Raw genomic sequence first — 20,316 nt, forward strand, 5'->3', positions numbered from 1 at the left:
GGAGAGACGTGCACCTAGTCTTGCAGGCAAGCTGAGCGTTATTTAAAAATCATATTCCAGCGCCAGACGGTTTTGCCAGAAGGATTTGTCGGAGGTGGAGGTGGTTTGCACACCGGCAAAGTCGGTCAGGCTCAGCCCTTTGAGCACGCCGCCGAAACTGTAGGTACCGTACACCAGATATTCAGACTGATTGCTGCTTGAGGCACCTTTGGACGGGGTTAAATCCATAAAGGAATAACGGCTGCCCAGAGAGATGCTGTCGGTCGCGCTCCAGTTCAGATCGGTTGAATAGGCGTTGCCGCTGCCCAGATCCTGTGTGCTGGTGAAGAAGGGTTGCGCAAAGTACGGGCCGGAAGAGGTGTTATGTGCGTAAGGTGTCACCAGTGCGCCGTTGCCGTAAGCATCGCCATTGGCGGCAATATGGTTGTAATTCAGTGACCATTTCAGCACCGGCGTGAAATTCATCGCGAACTGCGCGCCGTAACTGGTGCTGTTCACGTTGCCCGCCAGCGCCTTGCCTTCGCTCACACCGCGAATAAACTGAATGCCGATCTTCGGCTGAGCAGGGCTGTCCGTCCACGACAGGAAACTGTCGGCGTACACCATTTTGGTGTAGTTGTGATACTCCTCGTACCACAACTGGCTGTTCAGTTTTTGGTTATCAAATTTAAGGGCGCGGCCGCCGCCAATCCCCCACATGCCGTTGGTGGTGCCGTCGGCGTCGGTATAAGCGGTGGTGTTCAGGAACTCATCGTCGCCCCACGGTTTATAACGGGTGATTTTGGTGGCATGCAGGAAGTTGTCGCTGTCGCCGTAGCTGCTGTCGATACCCCGGAACAGGATCGGCGTGATGCGCCAGTCATAGTCGCCGATGAACGGAATATTAATACGCTGGTCACCGGCGGTGATGCGGAAGTCCTGATAGTGGTAGCTCAGATAAGCTTCGCCCACGCCGGTCTGGTTAGAACCCAGTTCGGTGATCAGATGGTCGTCGTTGTGTGAAATTCCGCGCTGAAGAATACCGCTGACGCCCAGACTCAGGCCGTAATATTCCGCCGTGGCGTATTTCACGCTGCCGCCGTAGCTGACCGTGTCCTGAGAATAGCCCGGCACGAAATACGCGTTATGGGTGGAATAATACAGGGTGCGCAGGCTGCCGCTGACCGTGCCGCAGGTGAACATTTCGGTCAGGGAATCGGCTGCGCCTGTGCCGCAGTCAGACGTGACCGGTATGGCCGCCACCGCGTGGTTCATGAAGAACGCTTGTGACACGACAATTGCGCTTAACGTGAGCGCAAAGTTGAAGGTGTTACTTTTCATTAATCTCTTCCTGTCAAAAATGTAATAAGTTTCTCCGGCAGCAAAACTGCCGTTAATTGTTTTTATGAGGGCGCACGCAAACGGCTGCCTTCCCGTTTATTTTGTTGTTATCAATAAGCGGGGAGGATAATAGTTATTTTTATTTTACAGTCAATATTTACCCGTCAATAAAAGAGGATCGCTGTCTAATTCCAGCGTGTCGCGCATATCCCAGCCGCGCAGCTTGCCGGGGTTAAGTAACCCGCTGGGATCAAGACATTTTTTGACGGAAACAACGTCGGGCTTTATTTCTCCCTGCTTGCCGTCTTCTATCTGAAAGACATGCGGGTTATTTATCTTTACGTCATTATCACGGAAGGTCATCATTATTTCGTTCAGTCTTTCTTCGGTGGAATAACGTACTAATTGCAAACCGCTGGCAGTGATATTACCGTCATTGTCACGCAGGAATTCAATATGAGAAATAACCTCGTCGCCAAACATTTTAGCCATATCGATAATCTGCTGACGATAATGGGTATAATTAAACGCCGTTTGCAGATAGGTCAGCGTACTGTCAATTTTCAGCGCGTGCAGCGTGGTGTGGTTCCAGCAATATTCCATCAGTGAGGCATTGGCCTCGCGTGCTTCACCGGCAAACTGACGCACCGCGCTGTGCCCGCGATATTTTTCCAGCAGAGGGGCGCAAAACCCTTCGCTTTCCTGCGCAATCACGCTGATTACCGCGTGCTGACTGGCAAGATAATGTCCGTTCAGATGGCTGAAATATGATGGGATCGGCGCGGCGAACAGCGCAAGCTGCCGTTTCACCAGCCCCGGCGAGCGGGCAAAGGCGTTGGCGTAATCCAGCGCATCGGTGAAATCATCGAATACATCCAGCCGTTCAATCCACTGATGAACCGGTGCCAGCGCCAGTTCGACCTCAAGCACAATGCCGTTGCTGCCATAGGCGTGATGCAGTAACAGCGCCTGCGGAGCCGGAACGTGCAGAATGCGCGGTTCGGCTTCCATAGTCATGACCTTGACGCTGAGCACGTTGCCCGGCGCGCCGAGCGGACCGTAGTTGATCGAGCCGATGCCGCCAAAGCCGCCGCCGTACAGGCCGCCGAGGCTGGCGAGCCGGTAAGTTGACGGCATACAGCGCAGTTCCCAGCCCGCCGGACGGGTCAGGGTTTCAATCTCGGCCAGGCGGATCCCCGCCTGTGCCCGCACCACGCCATCAGCCATTTCACACACCTGATTAAACCCGGTCATATCCACCAGAATTCCGCCTTCCAGCGGGACCAGCTGGCCGTAGTTGCCGGTCGCGCCGCCGCGTAAAATCAACGGTAACTGGTGTTTAACGCAGGCCTGCACCAGTAAACTCAGCTCTTCTTCACTGCGCGGTTTGACCACAGCGTCGGCCTGTTTATCTTCCAGTTGCCGCTTCAGCACCGGGCTGAACCAGTGAAAATCGCGTGAGAGGCGTTTCACTTTGGGTGCCTGTAACGTCCAGTCGAGATCAGGGAGTGCCTGCTGTATCAGGGCAAGCGCGTGTTGACGTTGTTCACTGTCCATATTTTTCCTGCCTGAGTTGAATGAGGTTAATGAGATTGCACGGCTTCGCTTTCATGCCAGGCGCTCAGGGCGCGGCGCGAAATCCACGACATCACGCCAAACAGCGCGATACCGGTGAGTGAAATCAGCAGCAGCGCTGCAAACATCAGCGGGATGTCCAGCTGATATCCGGCCTGCAATATCTGATAGGCCAGACCGGTGTTATTGCCGCCGGTGCCCGCCACGAATTCAGCGACTACGGCACCGATCAGCGACAGGCCGCTGGAAATGCGCAGCGCGCCGAAAAAATACGGCAGGGCAGAAGGGATGCGTAAGCGGATCAGGATTTGCAGACGGCTGGCACGGTTAAGCTGGAAATAACTCAGCAGACCCGGCGATACGCTGCGCAGGCCCTGCGTGGTATTGGAAATGATTGGGAACACCGCCATCAGCGTTGAACACACCACCAGCGACAGCGTGGTGTCCTTGACCCAGATAATGATCAGCGGCGCGATGGCCACAATCGGCGTCACCTGCAAAAACACGATGTACGGGAACAGCGCGGTTTCGACAAAGCGGTTTTGCACCAGCACGAACGCCACGGCAGCGCCGATAACAATCGAGAGTAAAAACGAAATCAGGGTGATTTTCAGCGTAAACAGCAGCGACATCATCAGCGAACCGAAATTGGTCCACAGGCTTTGCAGCATCACACCCGGCGAAGGCACCAGAAACTGGGGGATTTTGAAATAACTGACCCAGCCCTGCCACAGTAAAATCACCACCACGGCGACCACGGCCGGATACAGCACCTTGCGAAACGTGGGGTTATTGATCCACGGAACGGATTTTTGAGTTTGCATACCGTTACTCCATACCTGATTGGCTGGCTTGCAGCAGGCTGTCCTGCAACTGCTTCGCATAACGTGAAAACGCCGGACTGACGCGGAAATCTTCGCTGCGCGGGAAAGGCTCAGTGATGGCGATATCTTCCACCACGCGTCCCGGACGGGCAGCCATCATGATCACCCGCTGCGACAGAAACACCGCTTCGTGGATCGAGTGCGTGACAAATACCACCGTCAGCCCCTGTTCCCGCCACAGGCGCAGCAGGTCGCTGTCGAGTTTATTGCGGGTGATTTCATCGAGTGCGCCAAAGGGTTCATCCATCAGCAACAGTTTCGGGCGCGTCACCAGCCCGCGGGCAATCGACACACGCATCTGCATGCCGCCTGACAACTCGCGCGGCAGGACGTGGGCAAACTTCCCCAGCCCGACCAGTTCAAGCGCCTCGGTGACACGGGTGTTGGCTTCGGCACGCGGCACGCCCGCCAGATCCAGCGGCAAACGCACGTTATTCTGCACATTGCTCCACGGCATCAGCGTGGCTTCCTGAAACACGAACGACAGCGGCATCTGTGTTTTTTCCCGGCTGTCGCGCCGCCACAGCACCAGCTTGCCGTCGCTGGGTTCTGTCAGCCCGGCGACCATTTTCAGCAGTGTACTTTTGCCACATCCTGACGGGCCGAGCAGGGTGACGAATTCCCCCTGGTTGATGGTCAGATTGACCGGCAAAAGGGCGCGGGTGCCGTTGCTGTAAATTTTCTCCGCCGACAGCACTTCAATAGCCGGAACCGGCGGAGGATTGGCTGAGCGGATATCGCTCATCACGGTCAGTTTCGGGGCTGAATTCATGGCATTACCTTCGCGTCTTTGATCATGTCGAGGGTATAAGTCTGCTCAAACGGCACTTTGTCCGCGTCGATCAGCTTGTTTTTCACCAGCATGTCCCAGGTCTTTTTCAGACGCGGTTCAGTGATGATGCCGATACCACCGGTCTGTGCGTCGCCGCCGGTGACCAGCTCATACTTCTTCATCTGCGCGATGCCGAAAGCAATCTGATCGGCACCCATACGCGGGTTGTCTTTGGTGATAAGCGCGTTGCCCGCCGTCGGATCCTGCAGGTATTCCTTCCAGCCCTGCATCGAGGCTTTCACGAACGCAGCCACCGCCGCCGGGCGTTTTTTAACGGTGTCGGCCATACAAATAATCGAGTTGCCGTACGGCGGGTAACCCCAGTCGCTGAGCATGTAGACGTAGAACGGTTTGCCGCCTTTTTCGACAGAGAAAGGCTCGGAGGTGACATAACCCTGTTGCACCAGATTATTGTCCGCCAGGAAGGGTTGTACGCTGAAGGTGTACGGGCGGATTTTGGCGCTCGCCAGACCCAGTTCACTCTTCGCCCACGGCCAGAAAGAGGTGTACGCCTCGGTGGCCAGCAGGAAGGTTTTGTCTTTCAGCTCCTGACCTTTCTCCACTTTGTCATGGCTGATAAACACCGTCGGCGAATGCTGGAACACCGTCGCGACGGTCACCGCATGTACGCCCGCCTGCCAGGTTTCCAGCGCCTGGCCGTTATCGCCAAGCGTGCAGTCAGCCTGTCCGGCCGCCATCAGTTGCATCACGTTGACCTGCGGGCCGCCCATTTTGATGCTGACATCCAGACCGGCGGTTTTGTACAACCCTTTGGCCTGCGCCTCGTAAAAACCGCCATGCTCCGCCTGCGCGTACCAGTTGGTCAGGAAGGTAAATTTCTCTTCCGCCATGCTGGTGGTGGAAAATCCGGCCAGCAGCACGGCCAGCAGGCTGTAAGTGAAGGGACGCTGTGTTTTCATGGTGAGAATTCCTTTATTCAGAGGCCAGAGAAGACGAAGGAGGGGTGAAGCTGGTCTGCACGAAGCCGTTCCAGTGGTGTTTTCCCCAGGTCGGTTCGCTGCGGACTTTCCATTCCATATGATGGATTTCGGTGATGGCCTGCGCCCAGCTCGCCGCCAGCGAATCGAGGATCGCGTGGCCCTGTTCAGCGGTAGCGCCGGTCGGGTCGCCGATGACGCCACTCGGGCCAAAATCATAGGACGCCCAGGCGGCGGCAGGACGACCCGATGACAGCGTCGGGCACGGGAATTCCGGCGGATAATTGGCGACCGCATGTTCGATGTGCACGCATTCGGGTGCCAGCGCCAGCATCACTGCGGTTTCGCTGTGACCGGCGTGCATCGCCATTTTTTGCTCCTGTGCGCTCAGGAACTGGTTTTCGACATTTGGCACACGGAATACGTCGTGCGGGATCATGATCATGTCGCCGTGACGCAGGCGCATTTCACGCGAGGCCATTTGCAGCACCTGCGGCTGTCCGCCGTGACCGTTGATCATCAGCAGCTTGCGAAATCCGGCACGGTACAGGGATTCGGCAATTTCTAAAACGGTCTGCAACAGCGTGTCACCGGTTAAAGTCAGCGTGCCGGGGAAATTCAGATGTTCGTCCGATTTGCCGTAAGTGATCGGAGGAATGGCGTAAGCCGGAATGTCTTTTGGCAAACGCGCCAGCGCATGACCCGCCACGCCGGAAGAGATCACGCTGTCCACCGAGCACGGCAGATGCGGCCCGTGTTGCTCAATCGCGCCGGTCGGCAGGACGATCACGGTATTGGCTTTATCGGGCAGGGCAGCAATGGCTGTCCAGCTCAGGAAAGGGAGAAATCGGTCTGCGGGAAGATAGCCGTTAATCATGCTGTGCCTCGTGGTCGGACATTATTGGGTTAAGCGGGATTGCGGTAACCAGGCCGTGGCTTCCACTTCAATCAGTACGTCGGCGCTGGGCAGCATCTCGCTGACCTGCACCACCGTGGAGACCGGCGGTTGCCCGGCGTAAAAGAGTTTTCTGACCCGGCTGTAATACGGGAAGTGATCAAGGTTGCGAAAATACTGCACCAGCTTGATCACATCGCTCATTTGCCCGCCCGCGTCTTCAATGGTGTGGCGGATGCTTTCGAGTACATACCAGCTCTGGGCGAGGATCGGCCCCTGTTTGGCGTCGGTGGAAAACTCACCGGTTTCGCCCAGCAGCAGACGCGCTTCGGCGGGAATGTCCTGAAAACCGCGCACGATGGTTGCCGTTTGCGGGTTGACGGGGATGATGCCGGAGAGAAACACGAAATCACCGGCGCGACGCCACGCGGCATATTTGGCGAGCGGTTTTCCCGCTCCCGCTTCAAGACTCATGGGATAACTCCTGATTCCAGGTACGTTGATGCGTCAGCCTGCCGTGGTGAATAACCAGGCGGGCCGCGCTGTGTAAAGGCCAGGTCAGACTGTCGCTGCCGGGAAAGATCACCAGACTGGCGTCGCTGCCGGGGGCGAGCGGCAGTCCGCCCTGATCATCACCGGTCAGGGCGGCGACATCGCAGATAAGCCGCGACTGCCGGTCAAAGACGTTATCAAGCTGAAGCGCGAACAGGGCGCAGGTCAGCGTATCCAGCGGGTCATAACTGCCTGCCGGACAAAAGGCGTCCTGCACGTTATCGCAGCCGAGCAGCAGCGGAACACCTGCCGTCTGCGCTTCTTTCAGCAGGGTGATGCCCCGCTGGCGCGGCGTACGGCCGGTCACGGCATCCTGCAACAGCAGATTGGTCATCGGCAGGGCAATCAGCGTAACGCGCTGCGCCGCCAGCACACTCAGCACGTCCCGGGCCTGTTGTTCACTGCCGGAGGCCAGCGCACAGCCATGGCTGCAACAGATGTGACCGCTGAATGTATTCTCTGTCAGGTAATCCGCCAGCCAGCTCAGACCGTGTGCCACCGGGGAAAGCTCCTCGTCGATATGCAGATCCAGATTCAGCTGCCAGCGTGAGGCGCTGCGCATCAGATGGGTCATCGCCGTCGGATCCCAGTTTGAGGAGTGGATAAATCCACCCAGCAGGCAGTGTTTCCCGCTTTCTGCGACCGCACGGGCAATGCGGTCTGCCGCGTGTTCATCAGCAAAGATACTCAGGGGTGCCAGTGCGACGCGCTCCAGCGTGACGCCCGGCTGGTCAATATCGGCCAGCTCCCGCCAGGCCAGCGGCGGAACCATATCGAACCAGTCAATGTGGGTGCGCAAATGGGTCACGCCGTTAGCCGACGCCCACGCCATGCCTTTTGCGGCGCGCTGGCGAAGATCATCGGCGGTCCAGTGCTGACGGTCCTGATGCAGCGTTTCAATGGCGGCCAGCAGACCGGGTTTCGGCGGACGGCTGCGGTGGAGGGTGAAGGTTTTATCAAGATGCGCGTGGGGTTCCGTCAGCCCCGGCAATGCCAGCGCGCCGTGCGCGTTCCACAAATCATTTTGATCTGGCTGAGCAGGCGTCACGGATGCAATTTTGCCTGCGTCAAAACGCAGATCTGCCGTAACCGGTTCGCCTGCCTGCAAAGGCCATCCGGCGGGAAGCAGCCACGCGGGCAGACGAGCGTTGGCAATGCCGTTCAGCGGTGTGGTGGGATCCGGTAGGTTCATTGTGTCGCTCCGCGTTAACATCACAGGTCGAGGACCAGAACAGGACTTTTGGATCGCGAACAGCACAGCGTTATCTGCGTATTCTCCGCTTTCTCTGCATCCGTTAGCACGCAGTCCCGGTGGTCGGGAATACCGTCTATCACATCGGTAATACAGGAGCCGCAAATACCCTGTTCGCACGACAGCATAATATCGACCCGGGCGCTTAATAAGACTTCGGCGATGGTCTGGTCGCGGCCCACTAAATAACGTTGGCCGGTAGAACTGAGCTGAATATGAAATTCATTTCCGGCGGTGTCATTATTCATTCCCGTATTGCTGAACCGCTCGAAAGATAATTGATTTTCCTGCCAGTGATGGGTCCGCATAATTTCCTGCAGGCGTTGAATAAATCCGTCCGGGCCGCAGGCCATTACCCGCGTATTCTCATCCGGCTGACATAAGCTCAGCGGTGTGTGATGGCGCAGGGAATCGTTTGCGCCGCTGTCATGTATAAAGACATTTTTCGCTAAGGCAGGCGCCGTTAAGCGCGGCAGAAACGCGATCTGCTCACTGTCTGAAACAGAGTAATGCAGTTCAAATTCAATACCCTGATGTGCAATCTGTTCCGCCATTGCCAGCAGCGGCGTGATGCCAATGCCACCGGCAAAGAACAGATATTTACCGGCGTCGGGCAACGGGAAATGATTGCGCGGAGGCGAAATGGTCAGGTTATCGCCGGGGCGGAAATGATGGTGAATATAGTGTGAGCCACCGGTCGAATTATCCGCCAGTTTTACGCAGATTTCATAATATTCGCCGTTGCTGTTTTCACTGCAAAGTGAATATTGCCGCGGGCCGGTTTCCGGAATGAAAACGTCAATGTGCGCGCCGGGTAAATAAGGCGGTAATAACCCGTTCTGCTGCGGAACAAGCTGCAATGAAATATTCCCTGTTCCGTTTATTTCCATTGATTTTATCGTGACAGGAATGGATCCGGCATCTTTCATCGTCATTTACCGTATTTGCTGAATGAGGCTTTCATAAAAAGGGGGATCCCCCGGTTTGCCGCATAACACGCTGTCTTAACGCGTATTACTGCGCAGAGTCAGCCTGATGAGCGGTGAAACGATTGTTCCCGTTGCAATGAAAGCTACGTTATTGTTATAAAACTGTTGCGTCCAGCGCTTTGATTCGCACGTCCCGTTGCATAAAAGAGAGCACTCACTATGTTCGCATTCTCCCGGTTTCTGCTGTACTTCACTGAGGTTGCCCGCCAGGGATCGTTTCGTAAGGCGTCCGAAACCCTGCACGTTGCCGCATCGTCGATTGACCGGCAGATACTGCGGGTTGAAAAAGAACTCGCCATGCCGCTGTTTGAACGGCACCCCACCGGATTGCGGCTGACGGCGGCCGGTGAGCTGTTGCTGCATGCCGCCAGTAACTGGAAAAAGGATTTTTCGCGTGTTCTGGAACAGCTCGATGATCTGCGCGGGCTGCGGCGCGGGCATGTGCGCATTGCCACCATCGACGCCATCAACCGGCAGTTTTTCTCGTCGATGCTCAAAAAGGTGCATCTCGATTACCCGAATATCTCGTTTACCCTGACGACCATGAACAACGTGGATATCCAGCAGGCGCTGATGTCGGGCGACGCCGACTTCGGGCTGATGTTAAATCCGCAAAGTTCCCGCGAGTTGCAGGTGCGCGCCTTTGCTGAAATCGAACTGGGGATTGTGGTGCCGAAAGGGCATCCGCTCGGGGACAGAAGCGGCGTGCGTTTTAATCAGTGCATGGAGTATCCGTTTATCCTGCCCGCTGCGCCCCTGATGCTGGCCGAGCCGGTGCAGGCGCTGATGAATATCAACGGTGACATGGTTCGCGAAGTCGCGGTATCCAATAACATCCACATGATCCGCTCGCTGATTAAAGAGCAAATGGGCATCGGCATTCTGTGCTGGCTCGACATCATGGATGAGGTGGAAAGCGACGAGTTGCAGTTTATTCCGCTGACCGATCCGCAACTGAAAACCTTCACACTCTCCCTGTGCGTTGCCCCTTCACGCCAGCTTTCACTGGCAGCTTCGATGATGCTCAAACAGCTGGAGATGTTATTCAGCCAGATCCAAACGCCGGGCCACCAGCGCCACTGATTTGCACCGATCTGGTGCGCAGCGCTCTGTGGTGAATCAAAGGTTGCAGAGCGCGAAGACAAGATCCCCCCGCAAAGCGCAGGGGGAGCGGCTCTGCGAAGTTGGCATCCTTTTTGTATAGATAAACGTGAGTAGAAGCGGTCAGTGCAGGCAACTGCGCGGGACATTGCTCAGCAACCATTTCGCGGTTCATTTTGAGCCGGTCAGGGGGGCTGAGCCGCATTTGCTCGTCTTCCCTCCGGCGATGATTAGGAGAGGAGCAATGAAGTCAATTTCCCGCATTCCCCTGTCTTGCTGTGTGCTGAGCACGCTGATCACTGGCGCTTTCTCACTGTCGGCGCAGGCCGATGAGAAAATCGCGCTGCTGACTTCCTGGTACGCGCAGGCTGAACAGGGCGGCTATTATCAGGCGCTGGCGACGGGCATCTACAAACGTTACGGGCTGGATGTCAGCATTCAGTCCGGCGGCCCGCAGATCAACGGCATGCAGTTGCTGTTATCAAAACGTGCCGACGTGATCATCGGTTATGACCTTCAGCTGCTCGAGTCAGTGCAGCGCGGATTTCAGGCCAAAGCCATCGCCGCCCCCTTCCAGTTCGACCCGCAGGGGTTACTGACCCACGCTTCTGTCACGTCACTCGACGGCCTGAAAGACAAAACCATTCTGGTTTCCAGCTCCGGGCAATCGACCTGGTGGCCGTGGCTTAAGGCACGTTATCAGCTCAGCGATTCTCAGGTTCGCCCGTATACCTTCAACATTCAGCCCTTTGTCGCCGACGAGAACGTGGCGCAACAGGCGTACGTCAGCTCTGAAGTTTTTCAGGCACAAAAGGCGGGCGTGAAATCGAATTTCTTCCTGTTCTCTGAGCACGGCTATCCGCCTTATGGCGGCATTCTGATCACCCGTCCTGAGCTTATCAGCGGCCGCAAAGACGCGATGGCGAAATTTGTGCAGGCGTCGATGGAAGGCTGGGTGAGTTATCTGCAAAACCCGGCGGCGGGCAACGCGCTGATCAAAAAGGATAATCCGAAGATGACGGACGACCTGCTGGCCTGGGGCGTTCAGCAAATCAAAGAGCATCACCTGATTGACGGCGGCGATGCAGCGACGCAGGGCTGGGGCACCATGACTGAAGCGCGCTGGCAGAAAACCCGTGATTTCATGGTCAGCGCCAAACTGCTGAATGCGGATACCGACTGGAAGCAGGCGTATACCACCGAATTTGTTGACCACATGCAGGTTAAACCCTGAGGAGCGTTGCGATGTCATCTGACTCTTTACTGATTAAAAATGCACACGCCATCCTGACCGGTTTACCGGGAGACGAAGCGCGTCATGCCGGGCCGGATATCCGCGTCCGTCACGGCGTGATCGAGGCGATGGGCACCCTGACGGCGCTGCCCGACGAGCGGCTGATTGATGCCCGCGATTGTGTGGTCTATCCGGCCTGGGTCAATACTCACCATCATTTGTTTCAGTCATTGCTCAAAGGCGAGCCGCAGGGGCTGAACCAAAGCCTGACCGCGTGGTTAAGCGCCACGCCTTATCGCTTTCGCGCCACGTTCGATGAATCCACTTTTCGTCTCGCGGTGCGTATCGGCCTGACCGAACTGCTGCGTTCGGGTTGCGCCACGGTGGCGGATCACAACTACCTTTACTGGCCGGATATGCCTTTCGATACGTCCGACATTCTGTTCAGTGAAGGGGAAGCGCTGGGCATGCGCATTGTCTTATGCCGCGGCGGTGCGACGCAGGGGCGGGCGATTGAAAAAGATTTGCCACAGGCACTGCGTCCGGAAAACTTCGACCATTACATGACGGACATGGAACGGCTGGTCGGGCGCTATCACGATGCGAAACCGACGTCGCTGCGCCGCGTGGTGATGGCACCGACGACATTACTGCATTCGGCACCGGGTCCGCAGCTGCGCGAAATGGCGAAACTGGCGCGCAGTTTAGGGATCCGCCTGCACAGCCATTTATCCGAAACGGTGGATTATCTCGATGCGGCACGCGCTAAGTTCGACATGACGCCGGTGCAGTTTTGCGCGGAACACGACTGGCTGGGGGACGATGTGTGGTTCGCGCATCTGGTCAAACTGCTGCCGCAGGAGATTGCGATGCTCGGACAGACACGCACCGGCATTGCGCACTGTCCGCAAAGCAACGGGCGTCTGGGCAGCGGTATCGCCGATCTGCTGGCGCTGGAACAGGCGGGCGTGCCGGTTTCGCTGGGCGTAGACGGTGCGGCATCCAACGAGGCGGCCGATATGCAAAGTGAAGCGCATGCCGCGTGGCTGTTCCAGCGTGCCCGAAAAGGCATGCTGGCGACACCGCGCTATGACGGTGGCACTTTTGAAGGCGGCGGAGACGCAGCATCCATTGAAGACGTGGTGCGCTGGGGCAGTGCGGGCGGGGCGCACATCCTCGGGCTGCAACAAAGCGGCAGCGTGCAGGTCGGTATGCTGGCGGATATCGCCATTTACCGGCTGGATGACCCGCGTTATTTCGGTTTGCATGACATGGCCATCGGCCCGGTGGCCTGCGGCGGTCGTGCCTCGCTGAAGGCGCTGATGATTAACGGCCGCGTGATCGTCGAAAACGATGTTATCCCCGGTCTCGATCTGGACGCCATGCGCCATGAGGCGATGTCAGCCGTCCGTACCCTGCAACAGCGCGCTGCGCGCTAACCCCATTGATTAAGAAGGATAAAAATAATGACGCCATCACCTCAGACACAGTCCGCTCAAACAAAAAGCTATGCATTGCAGGAACTGGAAAAAGAAGCCGGAATGGGCGCGATGGGCGAAGAGACCTTTGCCCGCGAAGTGCGCTGTATTGACCTGTCAGATTTTGAAAACCGTAAAAGTGAGATCGCCGACGAACTCTGGCGTGCAGCCGTCGAAATCGGCTTCTTTCAGGTCAGCAATCACGGTATCGCGTTGAGCGATATCCGTCAGGCCTTCAGCATGACCGAGGATTTCTTCTCGCTGCCCGACGCGGTAAAAGCGCAGTATCCGCTGGCGCGTAACGCCGGATGGGAGAATAAATCGCAGGTGCGCCCGTCGACCCGAACGCCGGATCAGAAAGAGTCCTACCAGATCACCCGTCCGCTGATGGACACGCTGTGGCCAGACGAGCAGGAATTGCCCGCGTTTAAAAACACCATGCTGGGCTTTGAATCGCAGTGCTGGCAGTTGGGCATGAAATTGCTTTCCTGTTTTGCGCTCAGGCTGGGCTTTCCTGAGCATTTTTTCGAACAGGCGCACAATCCTGATCAGCAAACCTATCAGAGCACACTGCGCATGCTGCATTACTATGCCACCGAACAATCGGAGCAGGGGATGTGGCGTGCGGGCGCGCATACGGATTTTGACTGCCTGACGCTGCTTTTCCAGCGTCCGGGGCAGGGCGGATTGCAGGTTTGTCCGGGTAAAGACAGCGAAAGCCAGCAGTGGACCAGCATCGAACCGCGCGAAGAGGTGATCACCTGCAATATCGGCGACATGCTGATGCGCTGGAGCGATGACCAGCTGCCGTCAAATTTCCATCGGGTGAGAAGCCCGCTGCCCGGCGAATATCAGGGGGCGCGCTACAGTCTGGCGTTTTTCTGTCAGGCCAATAAAGACGTCGAGATTTTGGGGCCACAGGCGAAGTATCCGGCCATCAGCGCCGAAGATTATCTGCAACAGCGTATTCAGGCGAATTTCGCCAAAGGGTAAGCGGTCATAAAAAACAAAAAGCCCGCTGAGTGTGCTCACGCGGGCTTTTTTGTCTCTGTCAGGCGGTGGTATTGATATTGCGACCGATTGCCGGATTAGCCGGTAACGCGGGGATCGCGTCAATCATGCTGGTCACTGCCGTCTGCTGACTATCCAGCGACTTTTTCAGCAGGATGTTGTTGACCTGAGTGCTGGTATCCAGGCTATTAAGGCCGGTCGCCAGCGATGCAATTTGCGAAACATCCATTTTGTTCTCCTGTTCGGTACAACATAAAAGGAACTGATTACGGCCCGGAAATCGCCATTGCATTGTTATCGGCATATCAGGCAATAACTTGAGCAATAAATGCAGTTCTGCGGCAGTCGGGCGGAGGAAGGGTGCCCCTGATATAACCGCTGGCGGATTATTGACTATATTAAGCTAAGTATCTCAGGAGAAAGAATCACATCACGCGATCAGGAGCGGAACATGAAATTCATACAGGGGACTTTTTCCTGCTTTATCGCTGTCGTTTTCTTACTGGTCATCACACCCTCATTGGCTGCTGTTAATCTGACCGGCGCGGGGGGGACTTTTCCTGCGCCGATGTATGCGAAATGGGCCGATGCTTATTTTAAAAATACCGGTAATCGGGTGAATTATCAGGGGATTGGTTCTTCCGGCGGTATAAGACAAGTTATCGCGAAAACCATCGATTTTGGTGGCACAGATATCCCCATGAGTGAAGAAGATTTGAACAGGAATGATTTGTTTCAGTTTCCGACCCTGACAGGCGGTATCGTCGTGGTTGTTAACATTCCAGGTATCGCTTCCGGGCAGCTGATTCTGGATGGTGAAACACTGGGAGACATCTATCTCGGTAAGATTAAAAGATGGAATGACCCCGCAATCGTCAGACTGAACCCCGGACTCAATTTGCCTGGCATCAATATCGCGGTAGTCAGGCGTTCTGACGGTGCGGGTTCGACGTATGTATTCACCCGTTATCTGGAAAAAGTGAACAGCAGATGGAAAGCAAACGTCGGCTCTGGTGCGACAGTCAGGTGGCCAACCGGCCTCGGGGGAAAAGGGAATGACGGTGTGGCAGCATTTGTACAACGTCTGCGCGGCTCAATAGGTTATGTCGAATACACCTATGCGAAGCCGGGTAATATGGCATACACCAGACTGGTCAATGCGGAAGGTAAAGCGATCAGCCCGAATGAAGCCTCATTCCGGGCGGCAGGCGACGGGGCTGACTGGAGCCAAAGTTTCTCTCAGGATCTCACTAATCAGAAAGGGGATAACGCGTGGCCGGTCACTTCTGCGACGTTCATTTTGATTCCCAAAAAGCCGAGAAATATCGCTAAGGGAAAAGAAATCCTGAGGTTTTTTGACTGGGCCTTTAAAAATGGCGATAACCTTGCGACAGAACTGGATTTTGCGGCACTGCCTGACCCGTTAGTAGAGAAAATCCGTACCGCCTGGCAAACCAATATTAAAGACAGCAGTGGAGAACACCCTTTATATCCTTAAGAACTGCTTCCTCACTTTACGGTTCCGGAGCGGCCGACACACATTCTTTACTTACCAGACAGACAAATAACACCTGCGCAAAGAAGCGTTGTCGGCTTCTCAATGGCGTCTTTTGGGGATGCGTTTTTTCCGGAAAATATCCCCGTCAGGCTCGATCAGATTTTTAACTTTGACAGTCCGTTCTTCGCTCATAGCGGACTATGCGTCCACGTCAGGCTGCTTTGTGCCAACAGCGGACATTGCTCATGGTCAGTTATACCAACCAACGAAGATCAGGTCTGTTGCATTGAAGAATTTATGTCAACATAGAAACGCCTGAATACGTATTTCCCCCCTTATCAAACTCAGCGATGATCCGTTCTCCGGAAAATCATCCGGGCAACAACGCATAAAAGTTACGTTTCGCTATTTAACTTTGTGAATTTCATCTGCAATGTTTCTAAGGGTATTCTATGCAAAATAAAAGCACTCTGCTTTTACTGGCGCTGTCTGTGGCTGTTTTCGGGGTAATCACCACCGAAATTGCCATCATCGGCTTACTGCCAAAACTGGTTTCTCAGCTCCACGTCACGCCCACCCAGGTCGGTTTTCTGGTCAGCATCTATGCCATTATCGTGGCCGTTACCGGGCCTTTTATCACGCTGATGCTGTCTGGCTTTAACAAGAAAACGGTTCTGCTGAGCATTCTTGTCGTCTTTATTGTGTCGAACCTGATTTATGCCACCACTGACGTGTTCAACCTGATGTTGGTGTTTCGCATTCTGCCTGCGCTGGCTCATGCCGTCTTCTTTGCCGTTGCGCTGGTTGTGGCCGCTAATTCCGTACCGAAAGAAAAAGCCGCAGGCGCTGCAGCAAAAGTGTTTGCCGGAGTGGCCATTGGGCTGGTGCTGGGTGTCCCACTCAGCTCTCTGATTGCCGAGCATTTCTCTTTATCCGCAGCGTTTTACTTTGGTGCTGCAGCGTGCGTGCTGGCCTTCCTGGGCGTCCTGTTCCTGATGCCCTCAATGCCGACCCTGCATAAGGTTTCCTTTGCCAGCCAGCTTTCCGTACTGCGGAACGGTAAGCTGTGGCTGACCATCTCAACGGTAACGTTAATTTTCGCCGCAATGTTTTCCAGCTTTAGCTATGTTGCAGATTATCTTTCACGCGTTACTCACCTGAATAACAATTACATCAGCGCCATGCTAATCCTCTTTGGTGTCTGTGGTTTTGCTGGCAACTTCGTGTTCAGCAGTTTCCTGCAAAAGAACGTAGTTAAAACCACTCTGGTTTACCCGCTGCTGTTCACCTTGCTTCTGCTTTTGGTATGGTTCTTTGGCTTTTCACCGTTGGTGATGTGCCTGCTGACCGTGTTCTGGGGCGCATTCCACTCCTCCGGCCTGGTGGTCAGTCAGACCTGGTTGATGCGTGAAGCCAGCGAAGCGCCCGAGTTTGCAAACAGCCTTTATATGTCGTTCTCCAATCTGGGAATTACCCTCGGTTCACTGACGGGCGGATGGTTTATCGCCCGCCTGGGGACGCACTCGGTGGTACTGAGCAGCGTGATCTTCACTCTGCTGGCATTTGTCAGCATTCTGATTAAACACCGCTCTGATACTAAAGCAGTACCGGTTCAGGAAGAGATGGCCTGAAAAAATAAAGACGGATCGCTGCTCTAAGTAGAATCTATGGAACCTCTGTTCGGAACAGAACGGGGGTTTTATTCCCTCTTTCAGCACCGCATTATGGAGTTCAGTTATTAAAAGGAGTCTGTAATGGAAAAGTTGTTTACTTCATACACCGTCGGCGACACGACAATTCAAACCCGTATTGTCATGGCACCGATGACCCGTTCCCGGGCCAGAGAAGGGGATATTGCCGATAACCTCACCGCTAAATATTATCGTCAGCGCGCATCAGCAGGCCTTATCGTCAGCGAAGGCTCTCAAATTTCCGTTCAGGGGCAGGGGTATCTTTTTACGCCTGGTATCTACTCTGCTGCACAGGTAGAGGGATGGAAGAAAACGACTCAGGCGGTTCATCAGGCAGGCGGCAAAATATTCATCCAGCTCTGGCATGTTGGGCGAATTTCGCATGTCAGTCTGCAAAAGAATGGCGCCGCCCCCGTCAGCTCAGTTGCCGTCAGGGCTGAAAACTCGACGTGTTATGCCCGTGATGAAAATGGCATTGCTGGACCTGTTCCGGTTTCATTCCCGCGCGCTCTTTCAGCCAAAGAGATCGGTTTGGTCATTCAGGATTATGTAAAGGCCGCTGAAAATGCTATTGAAGCGGGTTTTGACGGCGTCGAAATCCACGCGGCAAACGGCTATCTGCTTGAACAGTTTATTAATGGCGCTCTGAACACGCGCAGCGATGAATACGGTGGTGAGAGAATTGAGAACCGACTGCGATTCGTGCTTGAAGTGACTGACGCTGTATCACGGGCGATCGGTGGAGGAAAAACCGGCATACGACTTGCGCCATTTGGTCGTCTGTTTGATATGCATGCATTCAGCGGTGAAGAACAAACCTGGCTGACGCTGGCAGAAGAGCTCACGACACGCCGGCTGGCCTATGTTCACCTGAGCGATCAACAGACTTTAGGTGAACAGGCTATTCCTGAAGGATTCATTGAGAAATTCCGAAAGGCCTACAGCGGCACGCTCATTATTGCAGGGGGATTCGATAAGCAACGAGCCGAAATTTACCTGCAGGAAGGAAAAGCGGATCTCATTGCTTTTGGCAGACCCTATATTGCCAATCCTGACCTCACAGAGCGGATGAAAAACAACTGGCCGCTGAATGAAGTTAACCGGGCAACAATGTATGGTGGGGCTGAGGAAGGCTATACCGATTATCCGTTCTGGCCAGACACAACGGCATAGTCGTCCCATCAGTCAAGTAAGCCGTCTTCTGCTGCCTTTATCAACGTGTCCACAACATAACGAATTTTAGGTAACAGTTGGCGGTTTTTAGGCCAGAGCGCACTGATGGGCATTTCTCCACCGGAATGTCCGACCAGAACCTCTTTCAGCTCCCCTGATTCAAGATATTTTCCAACCAGCCATAACGGCAGTTGTGAAAGCCCACAGCCCGCCAGCGTGGCCGATAACATCGCATCTCCGTCCGCAAACTCATGGGTCGGTGGCGGCGTATACCGCGAAATCTGACCATCATTTTCTTTGAGTAGCCAGGAGATCGGCTGATTCCGGCGAAACCCCACCACACACTGATGCTGGCTCAGTTCTTCAGATGAAACGGGTTCTCCACCGTACAGTAAATAGTCAGGAGAAGCGCAGATAACCAGTTTCTGCGTGGTCAGCCTTCTGGCAACCAGCCCACTGCTGTCGGCAAGTTCACCAATGCGGATGACAAGGTCAATACCCTCCTCAATGAGGTCGACAAATCGTTCGCTGAAAGTGACGGTCAATGCGAGTTCGGGATAACGGCGTGTAATCTGCAGCAGGATCGGCAAAATACGCTGTCTGCCAAAGGCTGCGGGTAAGTCCACCCGAAGCCGCCCTGAAGGCTGGCAGATATGAGAGGTCAACTCGGCTTCTGCCTGCTCAAGAATATCCATGGCATTTTGACAACTTATCAGGAAACGCTCACCATCCGGCGTCAGGCTCAGACGCCGCGTGGATCGCAGAAACAATTTAAGTCCCAGCCTGGCTTCAAGGCGACCCACACTTTTACCCACGGCTGATTTTGTCAGCCCGAGTCTCTCAGCCGCCGCGGTAAAACTTCCCTGCTGTGCAGTAGTGACAAAGGCGGTAATTCCGCCCAGGTGATCGGTATTTCGCATGTTGAATATTCCGTTAAGTGCTTCAGGACCAGTTTGCGTGACGAATGACGAGATAGCGGCCTCCCTCTTCAGCCAGTTCCAGGCTGAGTCTTCGTTCAGTACCGTCTACAGGGAGTAACAGGGTGCTCTTCATCGCCAGAATGTCTGTCTCTTCAATACTTATCCCGTCGGGATCGGCACTGCGTAAAAATGCGGGTAAATTCTGTCGTGTATTCTCATCGGCATTCCCGGAAACGATCGTTGAAACAGCCCCAGACCTTGCGGTCAGCATAAGCTGAAAGAAACGGGCTATAAACGAATGTACCCGGTTTTCACTGAATGACTCACGGAATACCTTATCAGGGTTATGATATACGGGAGTTTTCTGCATGAAAGTAAAAAAAGCGTCCTCTCCCTCACCGAATAAGAGCGTTGTCCGGTATTCCGAAAGTGCCCCTCCCACCGTCAAATCACTTTCGACCCTCTGGTAGCCAATATCCATATTAACGGTTGCCTCGTTTTCCTGGCCGGGAATAAATTCAAAGCGCCGGATAAAGTGCGAGCCCTTTTCGTATGGCAGGCTTTTCAACCAGCTATCCATTCCGTCTTTTCCCTCGGCCAGAAGATGCGTGCCGGCATGAACCAGCCTGACGCACGGAGTGAAAATATCCAGATGCCGGCTGACCTCCTCTGTTTGTCCCTCAAAAAAAGCAAACCAGCGATGGGCAATATCACATGCCGAGTAATACCGGGCTTTCCAAATCTGCTCTTCAGTCATGGTTTTTCCTTGTCTGTCGCGTCGTGTCGCAGGTGGTTTTGGTTTGTTGACGCAGAGTAAGACATCAAAGATACCCCTAAAGAAGACACAGGATTGTAGAATCTAAGTCCGCATAGATGCGACCGAAACCCGATTTATCATCCGTGTAAAAACAATCATAGTAATTTCCGAAATGATTAATTTACCTCCGGACGACTGTTCCGGCGATGTGGAGAT

General features: G+C 54.8%; 19 protein-coding genes. 7 read left to right on the forward strand and 12 right to left on the reverse strand.

The annotated features are described in order from the left end of the window. Positions 1 to 42 precede the first annotated feature (42 nt). From EYY67_RS18990 to EYY67_RS19030, 9 genes are all read right to left on the reverse strand, one after another. The gene (locus EYY67_RS18990; protein ID WP_131694135.1) at positions 43 to 1,320 is read right to left on the reverse strand and encodes an OprD family porin; all 1,278 of its coding nucleotides are present in this window, start codon (positions 1,318 to 1,320) and stop codon (positions 43 to 45) included. A gap of 150 nt (positions 1,321 to 1,470) precedes the next feature. Next, complete coding sequence (locus EYY67_RS18995) at positions 1,471 to 2,877, reverse strand: FAD-binding oxidoreductase (RefSeq protein ID WP_131694136.1); 1,407 nt, start codon at positions 2,875 to 2,877, stop codon at positions 1,471 to 1,473. A gap of 26 nt (positions 2,878 to 2,903) precedes the next feature. Next, positions 2,904 to 3,719 carry an ABC transporter permease gene (locus EYY67_RS19000; protein WP_095925567.1) on the reverse strand — a complete coding sequence of 272 codons (816 nt, stop codon included), beginning with the start codon at positions 3,717 to 3,719 and terminating at the stop codon, positions 2,904 to 2,906. 4 nt (positions 3,720 to 3,723) lie between these two features. Continuing rightward, the gene (locus EYY67_RS19005; RefSeq protein ID WP_131694137.1) at positions 3,724 to 4,551 is read right to left on the reverse strand and encodes an ABC transporter ATP-binding protein; all 828 of its coding nucleotides are present in this window, start codon (positions 4,549 to 4,551) and stop codon (positions 3,724 to 3,726) included. Continuing rightward, entirely contained in the window at positions 4,548 to 5,462 is a 915-nt protein-coding gene (locus EYY67_RS19010; RefSeq protein ID WP_408637254.1) for an ABC transporter substrate-binding protein, read from the reverse strand. The genes EYY67_RS19005 and EYY67_RS19010 overlap by 4 nt, the downstream gene beginning before the upstream one ends. Before the next feature lie 82 nt (positions 5,463 to 5,544). Further along, complete coding sequence (locus EYY67_RS19015; protein ID WP_095925570.1) at positions 5,545 to 6,426, reverse strand: creatininase family protein; 882 nt, start codon at positions 6,424 to 6,426, stop codon at positions 5,545 to 5,547. A 21-nt stretch (positions 6,427 to 6,447) separates the two neighbouring features. After that, positions 6,448 to 6,918: a RidA family protein gene (locus EYY67_RS19020; RefSeq protein ID WP_131694138.1), complete on the reverse strand. Its 471-nt coding sequence runs from the start codon at positions 6,916 to 6,918 to the stop codon at positions 6,448 to 6,450. Further along, positions 6,908 to 8,188 (reverse strand): amidohydrolase family protein, encoded by a 1,281-nt coding sequence (locus EYY67_RS19025; RefSeq protein ID WP_131694139.1) that lies wholly within the window; start codon positions 8,186 to 8,188, stop codon positions 6,908 to 6,910. The genes EYY67_RS19020 and EYY67_RS19025 overlap by 11 nt, the downstream gene beginning before the upstream one ends. A gap of 20 nt (positions 8,189 to 8,208) precedes the next feature. Further along, positions 8,209 to 9,183 (reverse strand): PDR/VanB family oxidoreductase, encoded by a 975-nt coding sequence (locus EYY67_RS19030; protein WP_131694140.1) that lies wholly within the window; start codon positions 9,181 to 9,183, stop codon positions 8,209 to 8,211. 213 nt (positions 9,184 to 9,396) lie between these two features. Between EYY67_RS19030 and EYY67_RS19035 the strand changes: the two genes are divergently transcribed. The 4 genes from EYY67_RS19035 to EYY67_RS19050 all read left to right on the forward strand — a co-directional run bounded on the left by EYY67_RS19035 (position 9,397) and on the right by EYY67_RS19050 (position 14,043). Continuing rightward, positions 9,397 to 10,320: a LysR family transcriptional regulator gene (locus tag EYY67_RS19035; protein WP_131694141.1), complete on the forward strand. Its 924-nt coding sequence runs from the start codon at positions 9,397 to 9,399 to the stop codon at positions 10,318 to 10,320. A 262-nt stretch (positions 10,321 to 10,582) separates the two neighbouring features. Beyond that, positions 10,583 to 11,572, forward strand: coding sequence for an ABC transporter substrate-binding protein (locus EYY67_RS19040; protein ID WP_131694142.1), 990 nt, complete (start codon positions 10,583 to 10,585; stop codon positions 11,570 to 11,572). Positions 11,573 to 11,583: 11 nt separating this feature from the next. Beyond that, on the forward strand, positions 11,584 to 13,011 hold the full coding sequence (locus EYY67_RS19045) for an amidohydrolase family protein (RefSeq protein ID WP_131694143.1): 1,428 nt from the start codon (positions 11,584 to 11,586) through the stop codon (positions 13,009 to 13,011). 27 nt (positions 13,012 to 13,038) lie between these two features. Continuing rightward, positions 13,039 to 14,043: an isopenicillin N synthase family dioxygenase gene (locus tag EYY67_RS19050; RefSeq protein WP_131694144.1), complete on the forward strand. Its 1,005-nt coding sequence runs from the start codon at positions 13,039 to 13,041 to the stop codon at positions 14,041 to 14,043. A 58-nt stretch (positions 14,044 to 14,101) separates the two neighbouring features. Here the strand turns inward: EYY67_RS19050 and EYY67_RS19055 are convergent, their stop codons facing one another. Then, a complete protein-coding gene (locus EYY67_RS19055; protein WP_013575215.1) occupies positions 14,102 to 14,290 on the reverse strand; it encodes a YjfB family protein in 189 nt (62 codons plus the stop codon). A 222-nt stretch (positions 14,291 to 14,512) separates the two neighbouring features. Here EYY67_RS19055 and pstS point away from each other — a divergent pair, with 222 nt between their 5' ends. The 3 genes from pstS to EYY67_RS19070 all read left to right on the forward strand — a co-directional run bounded on the left by pstS (position 14,513) and on the right by EYY67_RS19070 (position 18,423). Then, positions 14,513 to 15,559: a phosphate ABC transporter substrate-binding protein PstS gene (gene pstS / locus EYY67_RS19060; RefSeq protein WP_131694145.1), complete on the forward strand. Its 1,047-nt coding sequence runs from the start codon at positions 14,513 to 14,515 to the stop codon at positions 15,557 to 15,559. 452 nt (positions 15,560 to 16,011) lie between these two features. Further along, positions 16,012 to 17,190, forward strand: coding sequence for an MFS transporter (locus EYY67_RS19065; protein ID WP_053142525.1), 1,179 nt, complete (start codon positions 16,012 to 16,014; stop codon positions 17,188 to 17,190). A 123-nt stretch (positions 17,191 to 17,313) separates the two neighbouring features. After that, positions 17,314 to 18,423, forward strand: a complete 1,110-nt coding sequence (locus tag EYY67_RS19070; protein WP_131694146.1) for an alkene reductase — start codon at positions 17,314 to 17,316, stop codon at positions 18,421 to 18,423. Positions 18,424 to 18,431: 8 nt separating this feature from the next. Here EYY67_RS19070 and EYY67_RS19075 read toward each other — a convergent pair whose 3' ends face one another. Further along, entirely contained in the window at positions 18,432 to 19,343 is a 912-nt protein-coding gene (locus EYY67_RS19075) for a LysR family transcriptional regulator (protein ID WP_053142522.1), read from the reverse strand. Positions 19,344 to 19,365: 22 nt separating this feature from the next. Next, positions 19,366 to 20,100, reverse strand: a complete 735-nt coding sequence (locus EYY67_RS19080) for a hypothetical protein (RefSeq protein WP_131694147.1) — start codon at positions 20,098 to 20,100, stop codon at positions 19,366 to 19,368. Between the last annotated feature and the right edge of the window lie 216 nt (positions 20,101 to 20,316).

This window comes from Rahnella victoriana (genome assembly GCF_004330295.1).
Classification (GTDB): Bacteria; Pseudomonadota; Gammaproteobacteria; order Enterobacterales; family Enterobacteriaceae; genus Rahnella; species Rahnella victoriana.

Excerpts from the sequence above, each read along its gene's own strand:
- EYY67_RS18990 (WP_131694135.1), bottom strand. The coding sequence starts at position 1,320 with ATGAAAAGTAACACCTTCAACTTTGCGCTCACGTTAAGCGCAATTGTC.
- EYY67_RS19010 (WP_408637254.1), bottom strand. The coding sequence starts at position 5,462 with ATGGCGGAAGAGAAATTTACCTTCCTGACCAACTGGTACGCGCAGGCG.
- EYY67_RS19030 (WP_131694140.1), bottom strand. The coding sequence starts at position 9,183 with ATGACGATGAAAGATGCCGGATCCATTCCTGTCACGATAAAATCAATG.
- EYY67_RS19020 (WP_131694138.1), bottom strand. The coding sequence starts at position 6,918 with ATGAGTCTTGAAGCGGGAGCGGGAAAACCGCTCGCCAAATATGCCGCG.
- EYY67_RS19075 (WP_053142522.1), bottom strand. The coding sequence starts at position 19,343 with ATGCGAAATACCGATCACCTGGGCGGAATTACCGCCTTTGTCACTACT.
- EYY67_RS19025 (WP_131694139.1), bottom strand. The coding sequence starts at position 8,188 with ATGAACCTACCGGATCCCACCACACCGCTGAACGGCATTGCCAACGCT.
- EYY67_RS19065 (WP_053142525.1), top strand. The coding sequence starts at position 16,012 with ATGCAAAATAAAAGCACTCTGCTTTTACTGGCGCTGTCTGTGGCTGTT.
- pstS (WP_131694145.1), top strand. The coding sequence starts at position 14,513 with ATGAAATTCATACAGGGGACTTTTTCCTGCTTTATCGCTGTCGTTTTC.
- EYY67_RS19080 (WP_131694147.1), bottom strand. The coding sequence starts at position 20,100 with ATGACTGAAGAGCAGATTTGGAAAGCCCGGTATTACTCGGCATGTGAT.
- EYY67_RS19035 (WP_131694141.1), top strand. The coding sequence starts at position 9,397 with ATGTTCGCATTCTCCCGGTTTCTGCTGTACTTCACTGAGGTTGCCCGC.
- EYY67_RS19045 (WP_131694143.1), top strand. The coding sequence starts at position 11,584 with ATGTCATCTGACTCTTTACTGATTAAAAATGCACACGCCATCCTGACC.
- EYY67_RS19000 (WP_095925567.1), bottom strand. The coding sequence starts at position 3,719 with ATGCAAACTCAAAAATCCGTTCCGTGGATCAATAACCCCACGTTTCGC.
- EYY67_RS19055 (WP_013575215.1), bottom strand. The coding sequence starts at position 14,290 with ATGGATGTTTCGCAAATTGCATCGCTGGCGACCGGCCTTAATAGCCTG.
- EYY67_RS19050 (WP_131694144.1), top strand. The coding sequence starts at position 13,039 with ATGACGCCATCACCTCAGACACAGTCCGCTCAAACAAAAAGCTATGCA.
- EYY67_RS19015 (WP_095925570.1), bottom strand. The coding sequence starts at position 6,426 with ATGATTAACGGCTATCTTCCCGCAGACCGATTTCTCCCTTTCCTGAGC.
- EYY67_RS19070 (WP_131694146.1), top strand. The coding sequence starts at position 17,314 with ATGGAAAAGTTGTTTACTTCATACACCGTCGGCGACACGACAATTCAA.
- EYY67_RS18995 (WP_131694136.1), bottom strand. The coding sequence starts at position 2,877 with ATGGACAGTGAACAACGTCAACACGCGCTTGCCCTGATACAGCAGGCA.
- EYY67_RS19005 (WP_131694137.1), bottom strand. The coding sequence starts at position 4,551 with ATGAATTCAGCCCCGAAACTGACCGTGATGAGCGATATCCGCTCAGCC.
- EYY67_RS19040 (WP_131694142.1), top strand. The coding sequence starts at position 10,583 with ATGAAGTCAATTTCCCGCATTCCCCTGTCTTGCTGTGTGCTGAGCACG.